The following is a 22,088-nucleotide window of genomic DNA, read 5'->3' as shown; positions in this document are numbered from 1 at the left end:
TATGCCAAAAAAAAGCCGACTATCAAGTCGGCTCATTAACTTATTTCGTACCAAATATCTTATCGCCCGCATCACCCAGGCCCGGCACAATGTAACCGTGTTCGTTAAGGTGATCGTCGATGGATGCGGTATACAGCTCAACATCCGGATGGGCTTTTTCCAGCGCTTTCAAACCTTCAGGTGCGGCAACCAGCACAAGGATTTTAATCGCGGTACAGCCTGCTTTTTTCAGCAGATCGATGGTAGCGATCATTGAACCGCCTGTTGCCAGCATCGGGTCAACCACCAGTGCCATACGCTCTTCAATATTAGAAGCTAATTTCTGGAAGTACGGTACCGGCTCCAGTGTTTCTTCATCACGGTAAACACCGACAACACTGATACGGGCACTCGGGATGCTTTCCAGCACACCGTTCATCATACCGATACCCGCGCGCAGAATTGGCACAACGGTAATCTTTTTACCCTTGATTTGTTCAATTTCGACCGGACCACACCAGCCGTCAATTGTCACTTTCTCAGTTTCTAAGTCTGAAGTTGCTTCATAGGTCAGCAGGCTACCGACTTCTGAGGCCAGTTCACGAAAGCGTTTTGTGCTTATATCATGATCTCGCATCAGGCCAAGTTTGTGTTTAACGAGCGGGTGTTTTACCTCGACGACTTTCATGGGTTCTCCTACTGTGTAAGCCCTGGCGGACAAAAAAATCGCGAGATTATACCGCTTTTCTTTCGCAGCGCCACCCCGGATTTGTTGATTATAGTCAATTATCACGCGTTTCATGTTCGTTACATGAATAAGTGTGATCTGACGCATTTTGACAAAAACCGGCGTAAATCCTCTCGCAAACGTTTGCGTGGCCTGTTAGAATAGCCGCGTTTTCGATACACCCACTTACTTGCAATCGCCGTTGGGGGCCGCAGTGACTGACAAAACTTCCCTGAGTTACAAAGATGCCGGTGTTGATATTGATGCCGGTAATGCCTTAGTTTCCCGTATTAAGCATGTTGTCAAAGAGACACGCCGTCCTGAAGTTATGGGCGGGCTGGGTGGTTTCGGTGCGCTGTGTGCGGTACCGCAGAAATATAAAGAACCGGTGCTGGTTTCCGGCACTGACGGCGTCGGCACCAAGCTGCGCCTGGCGATGGATCTGGCGCGTCATGACACTATCGGTATCGACCTCGTCGCCATGTGTGTGAACGACCTGGTGGTCGCCGGTGCTGAGCCCCTCTTCTTCCTCGACTATTACGCGACCGGCAAACTGGATGTCGATACTGCCGCCCGGGTGGTCACCGGTATTGCCGAAGGCTGCAAACAGGCGGGTTGTGCGCTGGTCGGTGGTGAAACCGCTGAGATGCCGGGCATGTATCACGGCGATGATTATGACGTGGCCGGGTTCTGTGTCGGTGTGGCGGAAAAATCAGAAATCATCGACGGCAGCAAAGTCCGCGCCGGTGATGTGCTGATAGCACTGGCCTCCAGCGGCCCGCACTCCAACGGCTATTCTTTGATCCGCAAAATCCTTGAGGTCAGCAAAACTGACCCGGCAGCCACAGAGCTTGACGGCAAATCACTGGCGGATCATCTGCTGGCACCGACAAAAATCTATGTTAAATCTGTGCTGAAACTGATCGAAAACACCGATGTTCACGCCATCGCCCACCTGACCGGCGGCGGTTTCTGGGAAAATATCCCGCGTGTATTACCGGCCTGCACCCAGGCGCGGATTGATGCCTCATCCTGGCAGTGGCCGTCTGTCTTTAACTGGCTGCAAAAAGCCGGGAATGTGGAAGACTATGAAATGTACCGCACCTTCAACTGTGGTGTCGGTATGGTGATTGCGCTGCCGGCAGCGTCTGTGCCTGCCGCCCTCGCCCTGCTGACAGAGGCGGGTGAAAATGCATGGCTGATCGGTGATATCGCGGTCTGCCGTGAAGATGAACCGCAGGTCATCATCCGCTGATGAAAAAACGCCTTGTTGTCCTGATTTCCGGCAGCGGCAGTAATCTGCAGGCGTTGATTGACGCCTGCAATTCAAAAGCTCTCAATGCGGAAATTGTTGCGGTCTTCAGTAATAAAGCGGACGCTTACGGGTTACTCCGCGCACAACAGGCCGGTATTCCCGCACTGGCACTCAGTCCGGCGGAATTCTCTTCACGGGATGATTTTGATGCCGCATTGCAGGCACAGATTGATGAGTATCAACCGGATTTACTGATCCTCGCCGGATATATGCGGATTCTGACACCCGCCTTTGTCCGCCATTACCACGGCAGAATGCTCAATATCCACCCGTCTCTGCTGCCGAAATATCCGGGCCTGCACACGCACCGGAAAGCCCTGGAAAACGGCGATGCCGAACACGGTACCTCTGTACATTTTGTCACGGAAGAGCTGGACGGCGGCCCGGTCATTTTACAGGCACGCATTGCCGTTCTGCCGGATGATACTGAAGACACTCTCACCGCCCGGATACAACAGGAAGAACACCGCATCTATCCGCAGGTGGTTAACTGGTTTGTGCAGGGGCGTCTGGCACTGAAAGAAGACGGGATATATCTGGACGGAAAATTATATTTTCACAATACGCTCTGATTCTCTCCGCCCGGTTTTTCCGGGCGTTTTTCATAACTACCGCAGTTTCGCCATCTCATTAAGATACGCTTTGCGCTGTCCGGTATAATTCCACCACGGCTGTGCCGGTTGTCCTGCAAGAAAATCAGTGACTGACCAGAACACATCAATAACACAGAGATCCTGACGGACGCCGGTTACCGCGCAGAGCATTTCATACATAATCACCGGGTCTGAACCGGTAATATCCTGCGGCGTCTCATACCCCAGCAGACGCAGATCTTCCGCCATCGCCTCGCCGATATTCGGCAGGTCGGTAAGCGTATAAAGACGGGTGCGGCACACTTTTGTCGGGTTCATGGAAATATCCGGTATTTATTAATGATATGCGTACTACCACATACTTTATCATCTGTCTGCTGTGACCGGTACTCAAATAACACGTAATTGCCATAATTTTACACGGTTGTGCCCATCGTGACGCGGAAAAGCGGATCCCCGGATAATTCCGTTTCTGTTATGTGTTACACTGACTGATAAAATACAACCAATATCGAGGTGATTTATGTCCGGTGGTACTGCTGTTCCGCCTGTAAAACTGCGCCCGCTTGAGCGTGAGGATTTAGCTTTTGTTCATCAGATGGATAATAACGCCAGCATTATGCGTTATTGGTTTGAGGAGCCGTATGAAGCCTTTATTGAATTAAGTGATTTATACGATAAGCATATTCACGATCAGTCAGAACGCCGCTTCATTGTGGAAAGCGACGGCACCAAGATCGGGCTGGTGGAACTGGTGGAAATCAATCATGTACACCGCCGCGCTGAATTCCAGATTATTATCGCCCCGTCACATCAGGGTCACGGATTTGCGTCCCGCGCTGCCCGTCTGGCTATGGATTATGCGTTTTCTGTCCTCAATCTGTATAAACTGTATCTGATTGTGGATATCGAAAACGAAAAAGCGATCCACATCTATAAAAAGCTCGGTTTTCATACCGAAGGCCAGTTAATTGATGAGTTTTTCGTCAACGGGGAATACCGCACTGCCATCCGTATGTGTATTTTTCAGCCGGAATATCTGGTCATGAAAAATAAATCTGCGGATGCGGAAAGCTACGTTGAAAAAAATGCCCGCGTAAAGCAGAACCTGTAACGATTTTTTAGTAAACTGTACGCTGTGTTCAACCCTGATTCAGAGTAACCCGTTCCGGAGTAACAATGTCCCAAGATAGGCTCTATATGGAAAAAGAACTCAGTTGGCTGTCGTTCAACGAGCGGGTTCTTCAGGAGGCCGCCGACAAACGCAACCCGCTGATTGAGCGCATGCGTTTTCTGGGCATTTACTCAAATAACCTGGATGAGTTTTATAAAGTCCGCTATGCGGATGTGAAACGCCGCATCCTGATTAATGAGGAACAGCGTGGTTCCGGCGCCAGCGGGCGCCATCTGCTGCGTAAAATTGAAAACAAAGTGGCAAAACAGGATCAGGCATTTGATACCCTGTATAACGACCTGCTGCTGGAAATGGCACGTAACCAGATTTTCCTGATCAACGAACGCCAGATTTCGCCGAAACAGCAAATCTGGCTGCGTCAGTATTTCCGTCAGCATCTGCGCCAGCACATCACGCCGATTATGATCCAGACCAGCACCGATCTGGTCGAATTCCTCAAAGACGATTACACCTATCTGGTGGTGGAGATTGTCAAATCCGGCCGTGAGACCCGCTATGCGCTGCTGGAAATTCCGTCTGATAAAGTGCCGCGTTTTGTTAATCTGCCGACCGAAAACGGCCGCCGCCGCCAGTCGATGATCCTTATCGACAATATTCTGCGCTACTGCCTGGATGAAATCTTCAAGGGCTTCTTCGATTTCGATGCCCTCAATGCCTATTCCATGAAAATGACGCGCGATGCGGAATATGACCTCGCCACCGAAATGGAATCCGGGATGCTGGAGCTGATGTCCTCCACCCTGAAACAGCGTCTGACCGCTGAGCCGGTGCGCTTTGTTTATCAGCGCGATATGCCGGATGAAATGGTGACGCTGCTGCGTGAAAAACTCGGCCTGACCAATGATGATTCCGTCATTGCCGGCGGTCGCTATCATAATTTCAAGGACTTCATCCGCTTCCCGAATGAAGGCAATAAGAATTTATTAAACAAACCGCTGCCGCGTCTGCGTCATGTCTGGTTTGATCATCACCGCAACGGGTTTGATGCTATCCGCGAACGGGATGTGCTGCTCTATTACCCGTATCACACTTTTGAGCATGTGCTGGAACTGCTGCGCCAGGCCTCTTTTGACCCGAGCGTGATTTCCATCAAGATGAATATCTACCGTGTCGCCAAGGACTCCCGCATTATCGATTCCATGATCCACGCGGCACACAACGGTAAAAAAGTCACCGTAGTGGTGGAATTACAGGCACGTTTTGATGAAGAAGCCAATATTCACTGGGCGAGACACCTGACCGCTGCCGGAGTGCATGTTATTTTCTCCGCGCCGGGGCTGAAAATCCACGCCAAACTGTTTATTATCTCGCGGCTGGAAGACGGGGATGTGATCCGCCGTTATGCCCATATCGGTACCGGTAACTTCAACGAAAAAACCGCGCGCATCTACACGGATTACTCGCTGCTGACCGCCAACGAAGAGATCACCAATGAAGTCCGGCGCGTGTTCAACTTTATTGAGAACCCGTACCGGCCGGTTTCCTTTGATAACCTGATGGTGTCGCCACAGAATTCACGGGCAATGCTGAATCAGCTGATTGATGATGAAATAGCCAATGCACTGGCCGGTTATGAAGCCGGAATTACACTGAAAATCAACAACCTGGTGGATAAACAGCTGAGTGAGCGTCTCTATGATGCCTCAGAAGCCGGGGTGAAAATCCGTCTGCTGGTGCGCGGCATGTGCGCGCTGGTGCCGGGACAGGTGCCGTACAGTGAGAATATCCAGGTGACCAGTATCGTTGACCGGTTCCTGGAGCATGACCGGGTGTATGTGTTCACCAACAAAGGGGACGAAAAAGTCTATCTCTCCTCTGCGGACTGGATGACCCGCAATATCGATTACCGGATTGAAGTGGCGGTTCGCCTGCTGGATCCGGTGCTGCGCCGCCGGGTGCTCGATATTCTGGATATTCAGTTCAGTGATAATGAGAAGGCGCGTTATCTCGATAAAGAGATGTCCAACCATTATGTGCCGCGCGGCAACAAGCGGAAAGTCCGCTCGCAGATGGCAGTTTATGACTATATTCGTTCCCTGGAACAACCGGATAATTAAAAGGCCCGTGCATGCCATTATCACTGATCACTGAAAAAGATCGTCCGCTGGAAATTGCAGCCATCGACCTCGGGTCGAACAGCTTTCATATGGTGATTGCCCGTATTGTCAACGGCGCACTCCAGGTTCTCAGCCGCCTGAAACAGCGGGTGTATCTGGCTGAAGGCTTAAATGATCAGAATGAGCTGAGCGAAGAAGCCATGGAGCGCGGGCTGGCCTGCCTGGCGCTGTTTGCCGAGCGCCTTCAGGGCTTTCCCGCCGCACAGGTCACGATTGTCGGGACACACAGTCTGCGTGAGGCAGTCAATGCGCACGAGTTTCTCGAACGCGCCGCGTCCGTTATCCCCTATCCGATTGAAATTATTTCCGGTCACGAAGAAGCACGCCTGATTTTTATGGGTGTTGAACACACACAACCGGAAAAAGGCCGCAAACTGGTGATTGATATCGGCGGCGGTTCAACAGAGCTGGTGATCGGCGAACGTTTTGAACCGATTTTAATCGAAAGCCGCCGTATGGGCTGTGTCAGTTTCAGCCGTCAGTTTTTTCCGGACGGTAAAATCACCGAGGCCAACTTTAACCGCGCCAGGCTGATGGCCGTTTCCAAACTGGAAAACCTGGCGATTGCTTTCCGTGTGCAGGGCTGGGATGTATGCCTCGGCGCATCCGGCACCATCAAAGCGGCCTGTGAAATCCTGCGTGAACTGGGGGAGCGGGACGGTATTATCACCCCTGTCCGCCTGGAAATGCTGGTCAAACAAGTGCTGCGTTACAAACGGTTTGATGCCCTGAATTTACCGGGGCTGTCTGACGACCGCAAAAAAGTGTTTGTGCCGGGCCTGGCAATTCTGTGCGGCCTGTTTGACGCGCTGGAAATCACTGAACTGCGCCTGTCTGCCGGTGCCCTGCGCGAAGGGGTGCTGTATGAGATGGAAGGCCGTTTCCGCCATCAGGACATCCGCCAGCGTACCGCGCAAAGCCTGGTGGAACACTATAACGTGGATAACGCCCAGGTACTGCGTGTCCTCACCACCATGAAAAACCTGTACCGTCAGTGGGCGGAGCAGAATCCGTCCCTGGTTGATCCGCAGCTGGAAGCCATTCTGGTCTGGGCGGTCTGGCTGCATGAAGTCGGGCTGAGCATCAACCTTTCCGGCCTGCACCGTCATTCGGCCTATATTCTGCAGAACACCAATTTACCGGGATTCACCCAGGAACAGCAACTGCTGCTCGCCACACTGGTACGTTACCACCGCAAAGCGGTAAAAAGTGACGATATCCCGAAATTCACACTGTTTAAACGTAAACAGGTCATCCCCCTGATACAGATCCTGCGCCTCGCGGTCTTACTGAATAATCAGCGCCAGTCCACCACCAAACGCTCCTCACTGCGTCTGGAGACCAATGAAGGACACTGGACCCTGTTTTTTCCGCGCCGCTATCTGACTATCAACACATTAATGCAGCTTGATCTGGAAAAAGAGCAGGCTTACTGGGATGATGTGCCCGGCTGGCACCTCGGTATAAAAGAAGAAGACGTCTGACAGAGAATCCCCGGCCAGTCTTATTTGTTTAAAAGTTTTATGTGTAAAGGAAAATCATGTCTGAACACAGTTTCTCCATTGATAACTCATCACCGGTCAATCCGCACTCCCAGCGGCTGGCCCACATTCGTCAGCAGGTTTTGCCTCTGTTCCTCAACGACTCACAGTTTGTGGAAACCATTCTGGGCACCGCCGATGAACATGCCAGGCTCAGTGATGATGAACTGCATTCAAAATCGAAGTTAGTCAAAAATCTGCTGACTGACCTCCACGCCGCTGACCTTGCGGATATGCTGGAAGCCCTGCCCTATGATGAGCGTCTCGCGCTCTGGCATCTGATTGATAACCACCAGCGCGGGGAAGTGCTGGTGGAAGCCTCTGTGTCCGTGTGGGACAGTCTGATTAAAGATATGTCAGACAAAGAGCTGCTGCGTGCCGTTGCCACCCTGCATGTGGATGAGCAGGCGTATATCGCCGAGCACCTGCCGCGCGATACCATGCGCCGCCTGCTGACCTATCTGGAACCAAGTCTGCGTAACCGCATCCGCACCGTTCTTCAGTACCCGGCGGACAGTATCGGGCAGATGATGGACTTTGAGTTTGTCACCGTGCGCGGCAATGTTCCGCTGAAAACGGTTCAGCGTTTTCTGCGCTACCGCAGCAATATCCCGGAAGCCACCGATAAAATCTTTGTTATTGACAGCAATAATATTTTGCAGGGCGAACTGCCGCTGACCACCATTCTCACCCAGTCGCCGGACAAACTGGTCTCTGATGTGATGAAAACCGAGCCGGTCACCTTCCTGCCGGATGAAAAAGGCGAAGATGCTTCCGGTGCATTCGAACGTTATGACTTAATTTCCGCCGCGGTTGTGGACAATAACGGGCGGCTGCTCGGACGGCTCACCGTTGAGGATATCGTTGATAACCTGAATGAAGAAAGTGAAGAAAACATCCGTCGTATGGGGGGCTTAAGTCCGGAAGAGGATGTGTTTGCCCCGGTCGGCCAGGCGGTGAAAAACCGCTGGGCGTGGCTGGCGATTAACCTCTGTACCGCGTTTGTGGCTTCCCGCGTGATTGGTGTGTTTGAGCATACCATTTCCCAACTGGTTGCACTCGCGACCCTGATGCCGATTGTTGCCGGTATCGGCGGTAATACCGGTAACCAGACCATCACCATGATTGTCCGCGCTCTGGCGCTTCACCAGATCCAGAAAGGCAGTTTTTCCTTCCTGCTGCTGCGTGAGCTGGGCGTTGCCTTTATCAACGGCGTGGTCTGGGGCGGGATTATGGGGGTCGTTACGTACCTGCTCTACGGCGATATCGCTATGGGTGCGGTAATGACGCTGGCTATGGTGCTTAACCTGCTGATGGCCGCCATCATGGGTGTGCTTATCCCGCTGACGATGATGAAACTCGGACGCGATCCGGCACTCGGCTCCAGTGTGATGATCACCGCCATCACCGATACCGGCGGATTTTTCATCTTTTTAGGTCTCGCCACCCTGTTCCTGGTCTGATTTTTGCTCAGATAGTCCTCTGCGGCCACGGAAAGAGAAGTTTTACTTCTGCTCTCCGTGGCCGTTTTTGTCTCTTTTGGCTGAGTTTCAGCCCTCTTGTTATCACCCCGCCACAGAGTATTATGATGCCGGACTGACAATATCCGGTGAATATGATCACTTCTGTACTGCTGCTCTGAAATAATCATCATGCTCTTCACACTTATTTATATTTATTTACTGCTGTTCATTCGTGAGTATATTGATAAGCCTTATTCATATAATGCTATTAATCGTATTTTATAAACCCGTATTACTGGTAAATAATAATAAGGGCTGAACCTTTAATTATTCCGCTAATTATCTGTTCCGGTTTTCATAATATGCTGTCATTCCGGATTCCTTAACGTTATTATCCGTGACGCAAATCATATTTAGTTCAATAATCCATCTTATGGCATACAGCAAGAATGTTCATCTTGTTTTGGCTGATGCTGTTTACAATATACGGAACTTCTTGCTATAACAAAGCATACCCTCCGGTAACAGACAATTCCCGTTTTTTATTTCCGGTTATCCCTGTGATAACCGGGATGCTGTTGCCGCCACCTCTCTTTTGGGAAACACAAATGAGAAAAAAAATGACACGCCCCCCGTCATTGAATAAATGAGTAAATAAAAGGACATAATTATGACAACCGACACATCGCCATTAAGTCAGCCTCAGGCAAGGCCATTAAATAAAAACGATTATAAAACACTGGGATTATCCTCCCTCGGCGGCACGCTTGAATTCTATGATTTTGTCATATTTGTCTTTTTTACCGGAACACTAACCCACCTGTTTTTCCCGGGTGATAACGAGTTTATCGCCCAGATGAAAACGCTGGGAATTTTCGCCGCCGGTTACCTGGCGCGCCCGCTCGGCGGGATCATTATGGCGCATTTCGGCGATATTATCGGCCGCAAGCGCATGTTTACCCTGAGTATCTTCCTGATGGCGGTGCCGACACTGGTTATCGGTATGCTGCCGACCTATGAAAGTATCGGTGTGGCAGCACCTGTCCTGTTACTGCTGATGCGGATTTTACAGGGTGCGGCTATCGGCGGTGAAATGCCCGGCGCATGGGTATTTATCGCGGAGCACACACCGCAACAGCGCTACGGGCTGGGTGTCGGTACGCTGACCTCCGGGATCACCGGCGGTATTTTGCTCGGCTCGCTGGTCGCTATCGCCGTTCAGGCTTCTTATACTGCGGCGGAAGTGACTGCATGGGCATGGCGTATTCCGTTTATCCTCGGTGGTGTGTTCGGCCTGATTTCGGTGTATCTGCGCCGCTTTTTGCAGGAAACCCCGATCTTTAAAGAGATGGCGGCCAAACGGACATTATCCGAAGAGATGCCGGTGAAAACGGTTCTGAAAAACCATAAAATGGCCTGTTTTGTCACCGCCGGGCTGACCTGGTCATTATCCACCGCTATCGTGGTGATCATCCTGATGACCCCGTCCGTTGTGGTTGAAAAGATGTACGGCATTGATCGCACATTGTCATTACAGGCAAACTGCGTGGCCACACTGACCTTAACCCTCGGCTGTATTTTCTGGGGCTGGCTGGAAGATAAGATCGGCAGCCGTGTGACACTGGCATTGTCCTGGGGCGGATTAGCGATCACCGCATTCCACTTCTACAGTGCACTGTCACCGGATATTGCGGCGGCTTCGCTGGTGATTAACTATGCGGTGATGGGCTTTTTTGTCGGTGCGATTGCCACCACACCAATCATCAGTACGCGGGCATTTCCGCCGGCAATCCGTTTCTCTGGTTTGTCTTTTGCCTACAACATGGCTTACGCGGTATTCGGCGGCTTAACGCCGATGCTGACCGGTGCCTGGTTACAGAAAAGTGCAATGGCACCGGCGTATTATGTGGCAGGCGTGTCCGTACTGGCGATTATCATCGGTTTCTTACCGCTGGCACACAAAGGCTGGACAGCGCGTAAAGCACAGAATGTGAAAACTGTCGCAGCACAACAGTCTTAACGAAACAGGTAAAACAGCAAGGGCGGATGATTATCCGCCCTTTTTCTTTTCCGTCTTCCGAATCAGCGCCAGGCAGGGTTTTTCATTACCGAATATTTACCCGGGCCGATAAAGGCCAGTGCAATACCGCTGATAAAGAAATACATCAGGCTTTCAATCGCCCACGCCCCTGTCGGATCCAGCATAAAGGTTTTATTTACCCCGATCATCAGCCAGGCAACGACCATGGTAAAAGACACCAGCAATGCGGACGGACGGGTCAGAATGCCGAGGATAATAAAGACCGGCGCGACAATTTCCCCGAAATAGGTACCGTAAGCAATAAACTCCGGTAACCCGAAAGAGGCCAGCAGCCCTTTTATCCCCGCCGCACCGGTGAGTAATTTACCGATACCATGAAACAACATTAATCCGCCGACCGCCAGCCGCAGTAATAATTTCCCTGCATCGTCGTGTGATAACAGCCTGTTGATTAGACCTGTCATAATATACCCCTGTTGAATGAGAATCTTACTCATTGTGAGTATACGCAGTGATACGCAAAGCGGTAGCGGCAACATTCAGTGACAGTGAATTCCGGAAAATTTCATTCATTTTAATTGTTAAGAATATGCTGGCAAAAACAAAACCCAATGCTTTATATTTTCTTATAATATCTGTGTGTTATCTTTTTCAATACTATCGGTCAGGTCTTATTTATCCGTTCGTTAACAAAAGCCATGCTGTTTCTGTCAAATTATCTGAAAATCATCATCAAAAATACTTACCTGTCTTCCGTCTGTTTCGTCACACTTTTTTGAAAGAGTTAACATCAATTTGCATCTCTCCGCCCTACACTGGCAGACAGGTTTCTGAGTAATACTGTTGTATCTGATAAGGAGATGTCATGAAGAAGAATATTATCGCCGGTTGTCTGTTCTCACTGTTTTCCCTTTCCGCGCTGGCCGCGATCCCGGCGGGCAACGATGCCACCACCAAGCCGGATTTATATTATCTGAAAAATGAACAGGCTATCGACAGCCTGAAACTGTTACCGCCACCGCCGGAAGTCGGCAGTATTCAGTTTTTAAATGATCAGGCAATGTATGAGAAAGGCCGTATGCTGCGCAATACCGAGCGCGGAAAACAGGCACAGGCAGATGCTGACCTGGCCGCAGGGGGTGTGGCAACCGCATTTTCAGGGGCATTCGGCTATCCGATAACCGAAAAAGACTCTCCGGAGCTGTATAAACTGCTGACCAATATGATTGAGGATGCCGGTGATCTTGCCACCCGCTCCGCCAAAGAACATTACATGCGCATCCGGCCGTTTGCGTTTTACGGCACAGAAACCTGTAATACCAAAGATCAGAAAAAACTCTCCACCAACGGATCTTACCCGTCAGGTCATACGTCTATCGGCTGGGCAACCGCACTGGTGCTGGCGGAAGTGAACCCGGCAAATCAGGATGCGATTCTGGAACGGGGTTATCAGCTCGGACAGAGCCGGGTGATTTGCGGCTATCACTGGCAGAGTGATGTGGATGCCGCGCGGATTGTCGGTTCAGCCGCTGTCGCGACATTACATTCCGATCCGGCATTTCAGGCGCAGTTAGCGAAAGCCAAACAGGAATTTGCACAAAAATCACAGAAATAAGCAGTGATATCTGGTCAGGGCAGTGCAATATCTGCCCTGAAATCCCTGTTTATTCCCACATCCAGCGGTCTTCCCGATCCCAGCCTTTTGTTTTCATGCAGCTGTAGAAATAGCGGTTGCGGCTGTCTTCATTCACATCCATCACATAACTTTCCGTTACCGGTGTCTGCTCTTTGTAGGTTTTGCTGTTACCGCAGTCATCGTCTTTTTTGCAGCGTTTCTCCACATCCCGCATCACACTGCGCTGAGCAACTTCATTTTTCACCGGATAAAGCTTATGTGATTCCGGTTCACAGAAAGCATTTGCCTCTGCCCGTGTGTATTCAGAGCCGCCCGGAACTTCCACCCAGACAGAAGAACAACCGGACAGCAGCAGTGCAGAGACAAGAATAAGTCTGTTTTTCATCATTATAGTGTGTATTATCAGCTTGTTAAGAATGCGTAATATTACTGCACATCATAAACTGAGTAAACCGCACCGGTAATATTTCCTTAAGGGATGAGAAAGTGGCTGACATAAAGGCAGACTCCGCTGAAACCACGTATATTTACCTGTATCAACGTTATTTTCACAATTCTTCCATTTTTACGATCAGATTTACCGGTACACTATCCCCATCATATTTCAGGCTGTTTTGTGCCCTTACGCGTACCCCGGCAGTACCGGGTAAAAAGGAATGATGAGTAATCCCATAATGAATAATGTACAAAAGAGAAAGAAACGCACAGGCATTACGATTGCCGTTCTCCTTCTGGGCGCAGCCGGTTACGGTACCTATCATTACTTTAACTCTGCGGCACCGGCCACCCCGCCCGCTGCCGGAAAACCGGGGGCTTCCGCAGGCAAAAACAGCAACCGTCCCGGCCGCCTGCCGCTGGCACCGGTGCAGGTAGCCAAAGCCGTTTCGGAGACCATTCCCCGTACCTTGTCAGCTCTCGGTACTGTGCAGGCGGCCAATTCCGTGACGGTGACCAGCCGCGTGGAAGGCCAGCTGATGCAAATCCATTTTGAGGAAGGTCAGAAAGTGAATGCCGGTGATTTGCTGTTCACCATCGACCCGCGTCCGTTTGAGATCCAACTGGCCCAGGCTCAGGGACAGCTCGCCAAAGATCAGGCTACGCTCGCCAATGCCCGCCGTGACCTGAGCCGCTATCAGAAACTCGCGGCCACTAATGTGATTTCGCAACAGGAGCTGGATACCCAGCAGGCAACCGTCAAATCGGCGGAAGCCGGTATTAAGGTGGATCAGGCCGCTATCGACAGCGCGAAACTGCAACTGACCTACAGCCGCATCACCGCGCCTATCAGCGGAAAAATGGGTCTGCGTCAGGTGGATACCGGCAACTTTATTACCGCCGGGACTGCCATGCCGCTGGTGGTGATCAACCAGACCGCCCCTGCCGATGTGCTGTTTACCGTCCCGGAAAATGATATTCCGCTGATCCGCATGGCGCAGCGCACTATGCCGGAACTCACGGTCACCGCGCTGAGCAAAGATAACAGCATCCGTCTGGCACAAGGCAAACTGCTGACACTGGATAACCAGATAGATGCCGCCACCGGCACAGTAAAAGCCAAAGCACGGTTTACCAATGATGATGACCTGCTGTTCCCGAACCAGTTTGTCAATGTGCTGCTGCAGGTCGGCCAGCTGGAGAATGCGGTGGTGATCCCGAATGCTGCACTGCAGATGGGAACGGAAGGCAATTATGTCTGGCTGCTGGAAGCCGAAAATAAAGTCCGCAAACAGATTGTGGATGTGGAATTACAGACCCCGGAACGCGTGGTGATCAAAAGCGGCGTCAGCGCCGGTGATACCCTGGTGACAGACGGAATCGACCGTCTGACTGACGGCGCGCAGGTGGAAGTGGTGTCCGGTGAGAAAAAAGCCGCAGCCGGAGATAAGGCCTGATGTCCGGAAACAATCCTGAAACCCGTGCCGGCGGCCCGTCCCGCCTGTTTATTCTGCGTCCGGTCGCCACCAGCCTGTTTATGCTGGCGATCCTGCTGGCGGGGATTGTCGGCTACCGTATGCTGCCGGTTTCATCGCTGCCGGAAGTGGATTACCCGACTATCCGCGTGGTGACACTCTATCCCGGTGCCAGTCCGGATGTGATGACCTCCGCCGTGACCGCGCCGCTGGAGCGCCAGTTCGGGCAGATGTCCGGACTGAAACAGATGTCGTCGCAAAGCTCGGGCGGTGCCTCTGTTATTACCCTGATGTTCCAGCTCTCCCTGCCGCTTGATGTGGCGGTGCAGGAAGTGCAGGCATCCATCAACGCGGCAACCAATCTGCTGCCGAATGATCTGCCTTATCCGCCGATTTACAGCAAAGTGAACCCGGCGGATCCGCCGGTACTGACCCTTGCCGTTACTTCCGATGCCATGCCGATGACGCGGTTACAGGATATGGTGGAGAACCGCATCGCCCAAAAAATCTCCCAGGTGGAAGGGGTCGGGCTGGTAACACTCGCGGGCGGCCAGCGCCCTGCCGTGCGGGTGCAGTTAAATGCCAATGCTGTCGCCGCTTACGGGCTGGACAGCGAAACTATCCGCACCGCAATTAACAACGCCAACGTCAACTCCGCCAAAGGGAGCCTCGACGGCCCGGCGCGTTCGGTAACGCTGTCCGCTAACGACCAGATGAAATCGGCGGAAGATTATCAGAACCTGATTGTCAGCTACAAAAACAATGCCCCGATCCGTTTGCGGGATGTGGCAACCGTACAGGAAGGACCGGAAAACACTCAGCTGGGTGCCTGGGTTAATGATAAACAGGCCATTGTCATTAATGTGCAGCGCCAGCCCGGCGCAAACGTGATTTCCACCACCGATACCATCCGTGCTCTGATCCCGGAGCTGGTGGAAACCCTGCCGGAATCCGTCACCGTAACGGTTCTGACTGACCGGACAGATGCTATCCGCGCCTCGGTCAAAGATGTGCAGTTTGAACTGTTCCTTGCGATTGCGCTGGTGATCATGGTGATGTATCTGTTCCTGCGCAATATGGCCGCGACCCTGATCCCGGGAGTGGCAGTACCGCTCTCGCTGGTCGGTACGTTCGCGGTGATGTATTTCTGTGGCTTTTCCGTCAATAACCTGACACTGATGGCACTGACTATCGCCACCGGGTTTGTGGTGGATGATGCAATTGTGGTGGTGGAAAACATCGCCCGCTATCTGGAAAAAGGCGACAAGCCGCTGACCGCTGCCCTGAAAGGTGCCGGTGAGATTGGCTTTACCATTATCTCACTGACCTTCTCGCTGATTGCCGTATTAATCCCTCTGTTATTTATGGGGGATATCGTCGGCCGCCTGTTCCGTGAGTTTGCCATCACCCTTGCGGTGGCGATCCTGATTTCCGGTGTGGTGTCACTGACACTGACACCGATGATGTGCGCCCGGTTCCTGAAACCTGAATCCGCTCACCGTCATAACCGCTTTAACCGCGCCACTGAACGCTTTTTTGAGCGGGTGATTGCCGGTTACGGCCGCTGGCTGACATGGGTGCTGCGCCATCAGTGGCTGACACTCGGGGTTGCGTTCAGTACCATGGCGATCACCGTCATGCTCTATCTGTTTATTCCGAAAGGCTTTTTCCCGATCCAGGATAACGGACTGATTCAGGGCACGCTGGAAGCGCCGCAGTCTGTGTCGTTTCAGGCTATGAGTGAGAAACAGCAGGCGGTCAGCCGTCTGCTGGCGGATGACCCGGCGGTTGCCAATATCGCCGCCTTTGCCGGTATCGACGGCAGCAATGCCACACTGAACACCGGCCGTCTGCAAATCACCCTGAAACCGCTGTCTGAGCGGACTGACCGCGCGGAAGCTATCATCACGCGGTTGCAGGAGAAAGCTGATTCCCTGCCCGGCGTGAAACTATACCTCCAGCCGTCTCAGGATCTGACAATTGATACCCAGACCTCCCGCACGCAGTATCAGTTTACCTTACAGGCGAATTCCCTGGAGGAGCTGGATCTGTGGGTGCCTCGTCTGATGACAGAATTAGAGAGCAGTGATGCCCTGACCGACACCGGCAATGACTGGCAGAACAAAGGACTGGTTGCCTATATCGATATTGATCGCGACACCGCGTCACGGCTGGGGCTGACCATGACCAACATTGATAACGCGCTGTACAATGCGTTCGGTCAGCGGCTGATCTCCACTATTTATACCCAGGCCAGCCAGTACCGCGTGGTGCTGGAAAATAACACCGCGCTGACACCGGGCGCGGATGCCCTCAGCAGCATCCGTCTGACCAACAAAGACGGCAACTCCGTGCCGTTATCGGCCTTTGCCACCGTTTCGCAGCGTTTCGGGCCGCTGGCGATCAATCATCTGGCTCAGTTCCCGTCCGCCACCTTCTCCTTTAATATCCCGGCGGGCGGTTCACTGGAAGCGGCTGTGAATGCGGTGAAATCAGCGGAGCAGCGTATCGGCCTGCCGAAGGATATCACCACACAATTCCAGGGTGCCACTCTCGCCTTTGAAAATGCCCTGTCCAACACCCTGTGGCTGATCCTTGCCGCTGTCGTGGCGATGTATATTGTGCTCGGCATTCTGTATGAGAGTTTTATTCACCCGATTACTATCCTCTCCACCCTGCCCACTGCCGGGGTCGGTGCCCTGCTGGCACTGATTATGGCGGGTAATGAGCTGGATGTGATCGCGATTATCGGTATTATTCTGCTGATCGGGATTGTGAAGAAAAACGCCATTATGATGATTGACTTCGCCCTTGCGGCAGAGCGCGAACAGGGGCTGTCACCGTATGATGCGATTTATCAGGCATGTCTTCTGCGTTTCCGCCCGATCCTGATGACCACCATGGCCGCGCTGTTCGGTGCAGTACCGCTGATGCTCAGTACCGGGGTCGGTGCCGAGCTGCGTCAGCCGCTGGGGGTCTGTATGGTCGGCGGGCTGATTATGAGCCAGATCCTGACCCTCTTTACCACCCCGGTGATTTACCTGCTGTTTGACCGCCTGTCTCACTGGCGCGATAACGCCCGGTTTACCCCGGAAAGTGACAACACGGGAGCCTCATCATGAGGCTGTTCGCCCTGTTTATCGCCCGTCCGGTAGCCACGACGCTGATAAGCCTCGCCATCACTCTGTGCGGGGCGATCAGCTTCCTGTTCCTGCCGGTGGCACCGTTGCCGCAGGTGGATTATCCGGTGATTAATATCACGGCATCACTGCCGGGTGCCTCGCCGGAAACGATGGCATCGTCTGTCGCCACACCGCTGGAACGCTCGCTCGGGCAGATAGCCGGGGTATCGGAAATGACCTCCTCCAGTTCCCTCGGCAGTACCAGTATTACCCTGGAATTTGAGCTTAACCGCGACATCAACGGCGCCGCCCGCGATGTGCAGGCGGCTCTCAATGCCGCGCAGAACCTGCTGCCGTCCGGGATGCCGTCGCGGCCGCGTTACTATAAATCCAACCCGTCCGATGCGCCGATTATGATACTGACGCTGACATCGGACACCCTCGATACCGGCAAACTCTATGATATCGCCTCCACCCGGCTGGCACTGCGCCTGTCACAGATTGAGGGCGTGAGTGAGGTTTCGGTCGGCGGCGGCTCGCTGCCTGCCGTGCGGGTGGAGCTTAATCCGTCACAGCTGTTTAACCAGGGGGTTTCCCTCGACAGTGTGCGCAAAGCAATCAGCGATGCCAATGTGCTGCGTCCGCAGGGCTCGGTATCTGACAATGAACGCCGCTGGCAGATTGACAGTAACAGTGAACTGAAAACGGCGGAGGATTATCGTCCGCTGATTGTGCATTACAATGACGGCGCGGCGGTACGGCTGGCCGATGTCGCCACCGTGAAAGACTCGGTACAAAACGTCCGCGCCGCCGGGATGAGCAACGGCAAGCCCGCTATCTTGCTGGTGATCCGCCGTGAAGCCGGTGCCAATATTATCGCCACCGTGGCCCGTATCCGCGAACAACTGCCGGTATTGCAGGATACCATTCCCGCCAGTGTGGATCTGCAGGTTGCCCAGGATCGCACACCCACCATCCGCGCCTCACTGACCGAAGTGGAACGCGCACTGACCATTGCGGTGGGGCTGGTGATCCTGGTGGTGTTCCTGTTTCTGCGTTCCGGACGCGCCACTATTATCCCGGCGCTGGCCGTGCCGGTTTCTCTTATCGGCACCTTCAGTGCCATGTATCTGTGCGGGTTCAGCCTCAATAACCTGTCACTGATGGCCCTGACCGTCGCTACCGGCTTTGTGGTGGATGATGCGATTGTGGTGCTGGAGAATATCGCCCGTCATATTGAAAACGGCCTGAAACCGAAAGAAGCGGCGCTCAAGGGGGTCAGCGAAGTCGGGTTTACCGTGCTTTCCATGAGTATCTCGCTGGTGGCGGTGTTTATTCCGCTGCTGCTGATGGATGGCCTCGTCGGGCGGCTGTTCCGCGAATTTGCCATCACCCTGACCACCGCCATTGCTATCTCACTGGTGATCTCGCTGACACTCACCCCGATGCTTTGTGCTCATCTGCTGAAAAACCGCGCAGCACCGGCACGGGAGCGTAAACGTGGTGCAGGCCGGATCCTGTTCCGCATCCAGCAATGGTACGGGCGCAGCCTGACCGTGGTGCTGGCACACAGCCGCTGGGTGCTGCTGATTTTCACCGGCACCATTGCTCTCGCGGTCTGGCTTTATATTTCTGTGCCGAAAACCTTTTTCCCGGATCAGGATACCGGGCGGCTGCTGGGCTTTGTCCGCGCTGATCAGAGCATTTCGTTCCAGTCGATGGAGCAGAAAATGCGCACCTTTATGCAGCGCATTCACAGTGATAAAGATGTCGCCAGTGTCACCGGTTTTACCGGCGGCGGACGGGTGAACAGCGGATTTATGTTTATCTCGCTCAATCCGCTGGATGAGCGGACAGACAGCGCCCAGGATGTCATTAACAGGCTGCGCGTCACTCTCGCGGATGAACCGGGTGCCAATCTGTTTCTGATCCCGGTGCAGGATGTGCGCGTGGGTGGCCGAGAGTCTAACTCCAGTTATCAGTACTCCCTGCTGGCGGATGATTTATCCCTGCTGCGTGAATGGGAGCCGAAAATCCGCAAGGCGCTCGGCGAACTGCCGCAGCTGACCGATGTAAACTCGGATAAAGAAGATAAAGGCGCGGAGATGGCGCTGACCTATGACCGTGATGTGATGGCGCAGCTCGGCATCAGTGTTAATGATGCCAATAACCTGCTGAATAACGCCTTCGGTCAGCGGCAGATCTCCACCATTTATGAGCCGCTGAACCAGTATAAAGTGGTGATGGAAGTCGCGCCGCAATATACCCAGGATGTCAGCGCGCTGGATAAAATGTTTGTCATCAATAAAGAGGGACAACCGGTTCCGCTGGCGTATTTCGCACAATGGCGTCCGGCGAATGCGCCGCTGAGTGTTAACCATCAGGGATTGTCAGCGGCCTCGACGATCGGCTTTAACGTGGCGGAAGGCTATTCCCTGTCAGACGCAGTGGCGGCGGTCGAACGCACTATGGTGGAGCTGGGTGTGCCGTCCGGGGTGCGCGGTACCTTTGCCGGAACCGCGCAGCTGTTCCAGGAGACATTACAGTCCCAGGTGCTGCTGATTATCGCCGCCATTATCACGGTGTATCTGGTGCTCGGCATGCTGTATGAGAGCTTTATTCATCCGCTGACCATCTTATCCACCCTGCCCTCAGCGGGGGTCGGCGCATTGCTGGCGCTGCGCTTCTTTGACACGCCGTTCAGTCTGATCGCCCTGATAGGAATTATGCTGCTGATAGGGATCGTGAAGAAAAACGCCATTATTATGGTGGACTTCGCCATTGCCGCCCAGCGCGGCGGGCAAAGTGCGCGGGATGCGATTTTCCAGGCCTGCCTTCTGCGCTTCCGTCCGATCCTGATGACCACGCTGGCCGCCCTGTTCGGTGCGCTGCCGCTGGCGCTCGGCAGCGGAGACGGTGCGGAACTGCGCCAGCCGCTCGGGATAACCGTGGTCGGCGGGTTGCTGGTCAGTCAGATCCTGACACTCTATACCACGCCGGTGATTTACCTGTTCTTTGACCGGCTGCGCCGCAAAAAAACCGGAGAATCCGCCGGGCAATCCGTTATCAGTACGGAGGGAAATGCATGAAAACCGGAATAGGTCACAAACTGTTTCTCGCCATTTTTGCCACCTGTATGCTGGTGGTGCTGACCATGCATCTGGCTATCCGTTTCAGTTTTGAGCAGGGCTTTCTCGGCTATCTTCAGCGCTCCGCCGAAGACCGGACGGAGATGATCGCCGATGTTGTCGCTGAACAATATGCCGATTACGGCAGCTGGTATTTTCTGCGCAATAATCAGCGCGGTTTTATGCAGGCACTGCGGGCGCTGGATACCGACCGCCATATGGAGCATATGGAGCGCGGCTGGAAAATGCGTTTCTGGCTGCTGGATGAGGATGACCGCCGCCTGTTCGGGCACGGCCCGGTCCCCCCCGGCGAACTCTACCGCAAACCGGTAAAATACAATGATAATATCGTCGGCTGGGTGGTGATGCCGGCGGATGACAATATCAACCGTGCCGCCGACCAGAGCTTTTCACATCAGCAGGCACGCACCAGCTGGATAGTCTCGGCGCTGGTGCTGCTGGTGACTCTGGTAGTCACCTGGCTGCTGACGCGCGGCTTCCTGCGTCCGGTCAAACGGCTGGCAGAAGGCACACATCAGCTGGCAGCGGGTAATTTCAGCAGCCGCGTGCCGGTTCACGGCAAAGATGAAATCGCGCAGCTGGCCAATGACTTTAATCAGCTCGCTTCCGCGCTGGAGAAAAATGAGCTGATGCGCCGCGACTATATGGCGGATGTCTCACACGAACTGCGTACTCCGCTGGCGGTGTTACAGGGTGAACTGGAAGCTCTTCAGGACGGGATCCGCCAGCCGACACCGGAAACCCTCGCGTCTCTGCTGGCGGAAGTGCAGACTCTGACAAAACTGGTCAGCGACCTGCATCAGCTGTCATTATCCGATCGCGGCTCACTCTCTTACCGCAAAGAGTTATGCAATCTGACCGATGTGATCAGCCGGTCTATCGGCGTATTCCGCCACCGGTTGCAGGAAAAAGGTCTCTCCGTCACAACGGAGCTGCCGGATACCCTGATGATTTTCGGGGATGATGCGCGGCTCGGCCAGCTGTTCCATAATCTTCTGGAAAACAGCCTGCGTTACACCGACAGCGGCGGACAGATTGTGGTACGCGGGCGGCAGGATGAAACACAGATCCGCATCGACTGGTCAGACAGTGCACCGGGGCTGACTGAAGAACAATTTTCACAGATTTTTGAGCGTTTCTACCGCAGCGAATCCTCCCGCAACCGGGCCAGCGGCGGATCCGGACTCGGCCTTGCGATTTGTGATAAAATCGCGGAAGCGCATCACGGGCAGATAAGTGCATCCGCGTCCCCGCTCGGCGGCGTGACCATCACTCTGATCCTGCCCCGCCCTGACTGACA

Annotated in this window: 16 protein-coding genes; 12 read left to right on the top strand and 4 right to left on the bottom strand. The window is 53.4% G+C overall.

The genetic code is table 11. The features are described 5' to 3' along the window. Positions 1 to 40: 40 nt before the first annotated feature. Positions 41 to 667, bottom strand: coding sequence for a uracil phosphoribosyltransferase (gene upp, locus GN208_RS14650; RefSeq protein WP_004235255.1), 627 nt, complete (start codon positions 665 to 667; stop codon positions 41 to 43). A gap of 253 nt (positions 668 to 920) precedes the next feature. Here upp and purM point away from each other — a divergent pair, with 253 nt between their 5' ends. Together purM and purN are read left to right on the top strand one after the other, a co-directional pair. Continuing rightward, positions 921 to 1,961, top strand: coding sequence for a phosphoribosylformylglycinamidine cyclo-ligase (gene purM / locus GN208_RS14645; protein WP_015422770.1), 1,041 nt, complete (start codon positions 921 to 923; stop codon positions 1,959 to 1,961). Beyond that, positions 1,961 to 2,593, top strand: a complete 633-nt coding sequence (gene purN / locus GN208_RS14640) for a phosphoribosylglycinamide formyltransferase (protein WP_004235252.1) — start codon at positions 1,961 to 1,963, stop codon at positions 2,591 to 2,593. The genes purM and purN overlap by 1 nt, the downstream gene beginning before the upstream one ends. 36 nt (positions 2,594 to 2,629) lie before the next feature. Here purN and GN208_RS14635 read toward each other — a convergent pair whose 3' ends face one another. Beyond that, complete coding sequence (locus tag GN208_RS14635) at positions 2,630 to 2,932, bottom strand: helix-hairpin-helix domain-containing protein (RefSeq protein WP_004235250.1); 303 nt, start codon at positions 2,930 to 2,932, stop codon at positions 2,630 to 2,632. Positions 2,933 to 3,137: 205 nt separating this feature from the next. Between GN208_RS14635 and speG the strand changes: the two genes are divergently transcribed. The 5 genes from speG to GN208_RS14610 all read left to right on the top strand — a co-directional run bounded on the left by speG (position 3,138) and on the right by GN208_RS14610 (position 10,950). Further along, entirely contained in the window at positions 3,138 to 3,728 is a 591-nt protein-coding gene (speG, locus tag GN208_RS14630; RefSeq protein ID WP_004235247.1) for a spermidine N1-acetyltransferase, read from the top strand. Between the two features lie 65 nt (positions 3,729 to 3,793). Beyond that, the gene (gene ppk1, locus GN208_RS14625; RefSeq protein ID WP_015422771.1) at positions 3,794 to 5,866 is read left to right on the top strand and encodes a polyphosphate kinase 1; all 2,073 of its coding nucleotides are present in this window, start codon (positions 3,794 to 3,796) and stop codon (positions 5,864 to 5,866) included. A gap of 11 nt (positions 5,867 to 5,877) precedes the next feature. After that, entirely contained in the window at positions 5,878 to 7,410 is a 1,533-nt protein-coding gene (gene ppx, locus GN208_RS14620) for an exopolyphosphatase (RefSeq protein WP_004235245.1), read from the top strand. 56 nt (positions 7,411 to 7,466) lie between these two features. Then, complete coding sequence (mgtE, locus tag GN208_RS14615) at positions 7,467 to 8,930, top strand: magnesium transporter (protein ID WP_004235243.1); 1,464 nt, start codon at positions 7,467 to 7,469, stop codon at positions 8,928 to 8,930. 670 nt (positions 8,931 to 9,600) lie between these two features. Further along, complete coding sequence (locus GN208_RS14610) at positions 9,601 to 10,950, top strand: MFS transporter (RefSeq protein ID WP_004235242.1); 1,350 nt, start codon at positions 9,601 to 9,603, stop codon at positions 10,948 to 10,950. Positions 10,951 to 11,012: 62 nt separating this feature from the next. Here the strand turns inward: GN208_RS14610 and GN208_RS14605 are convergent, their stop codons facing one another. Then, positions 11,013 to 11,435 (bottom strand): DoxX family protein, encoded by a 423-nt coding sequence (locus GN208_RS14605; protein WP_004235241.1) that lies wholly within the window; start codon positions 11,433 to 11,435, stop codon positions 11,013 to 11,015. A 401-nt stretch (positions 11,436 to 11,836) separates the two neighbouring features. Here GN208_RS14605 and phoC point away from each other — a divergent pair, with 401 nt between their 5' ends. Continuing rightward, positions 11,837 to 12,586 carry an acid phosphatase PhoC gene (gene phoC, locus GN208_RS14600; protein ID WP_004235240.1) on the top strand — a complete coding sequence of 250 codons (750 nt, stop codon included), beginning with the start codon at positions 11,837 to 11,839 and terminating at the stop codon, positions 12,584 to 12,586. Positions 12,587 to 12,635: 49 nt separating this feature from the next. On the opposite strand, the gene GN208_RS14595 is transcribed toward phoC, so the two are convergent. Continuing rightward, the gene (locus GN208_RS14595) at positions 12,636 to 12,995 is read right to left on the bottom strand and encodes a hypothetical protein (protein WP_004235239.1); all 360 of its coding nucleotides are present in this window, start codon (positions 12,993 to 12,995) and stop codon (positions 12,636 to 12,638) included. Positions 12,996 to 13,281: 286 nt separating this feature from the next. On the opposite strand from GN208_RS14595, the gene GN208_RS14590 reads away from it, so the two are divergent. Genes GN208_RS14590 through baeS form a run of 4 tightly spaced genes read left to right on the top strand, consistent with a single transcriptional unit; the run spans position 13,282 to position 22,086 of the window. Then, the gene (locus GN208_RS14590; RefSeq protein WP_004235238.1) at positions 13,282 to 14,499 is read left to right on the top strand and encodes an MdtA/MuxA family multidrug efflux RND transporter periplasmic adaptor subunit; all 1,218 of its coding nucleotides are present in this window, start codon (positions 13,282 to 13,284) and stop codon (positions 14,497 to 14,499) included. Next, positions 14,499 to 17,639 (top strand): MdtB/MuxB family multidrug efflux RND transporter permease subunit, encoded by a 3,141-nt coding sequence (locus GN208_RS14585; RefSeq protein ID WP_004235236.1) that lies wholly within the window; start codon positions 14,499 to 14,501, stop codon positions 17,637 to 17,639. Before GN208_RS14590 ends, GN208_RS14585 begins: the two co-directional genes overlap by 1 nt. Next, positions 17,636 to 20,728 carry a multidrug efflux RND transporter permease subunit MdtC gene (gene mdtC, locus GN208_RS14580; protein WP_243828464.1) on the top strand — a complete coding sequence of 1,031 codons (3,093 nt, stop codon included), beginning with the start codon at positions 17,636 to 17,638 and terminating at the stop codon, positions 20,726 to 20,728. The genes GN208_RS14585 and mdtC overlap by 4 nt, the downstream gene beginning before the upstream one ends. Next, positions 20,725 to 22,086 carry a two-component system sensor histidine kinase BaeS gene (baeS, locus tag GN208_RS14575; protein WP_004235234.1) on the top strand — a complete coding sequence of 454 codons (1,362 nt, stop codon included), beginning with the start codon at positions 20,725 to 20,727 and terminating at the stop codon, positions 22,084 to 22,086. Before mdtC ends, baeS begins: the two co-directional genes overlap by 4 nt. Positions 22,087 to 22,088 lie beyond the last annotated feature (2 nt).

It is taken from the genome of Morganella sp. HSTU-ASny43, from assembly GCF_022819185.1.
GTDB classification, from domain to species: domain Bacteria; phylum Pseudomonadota; class Gammaproteobacteria; order Enterobacterales; family Enterobacteriaceae; genus Morganella; species Morganella morganii.
This window is presented reverse-complemented; position numbering and strand designations above follow the sequence as displayed.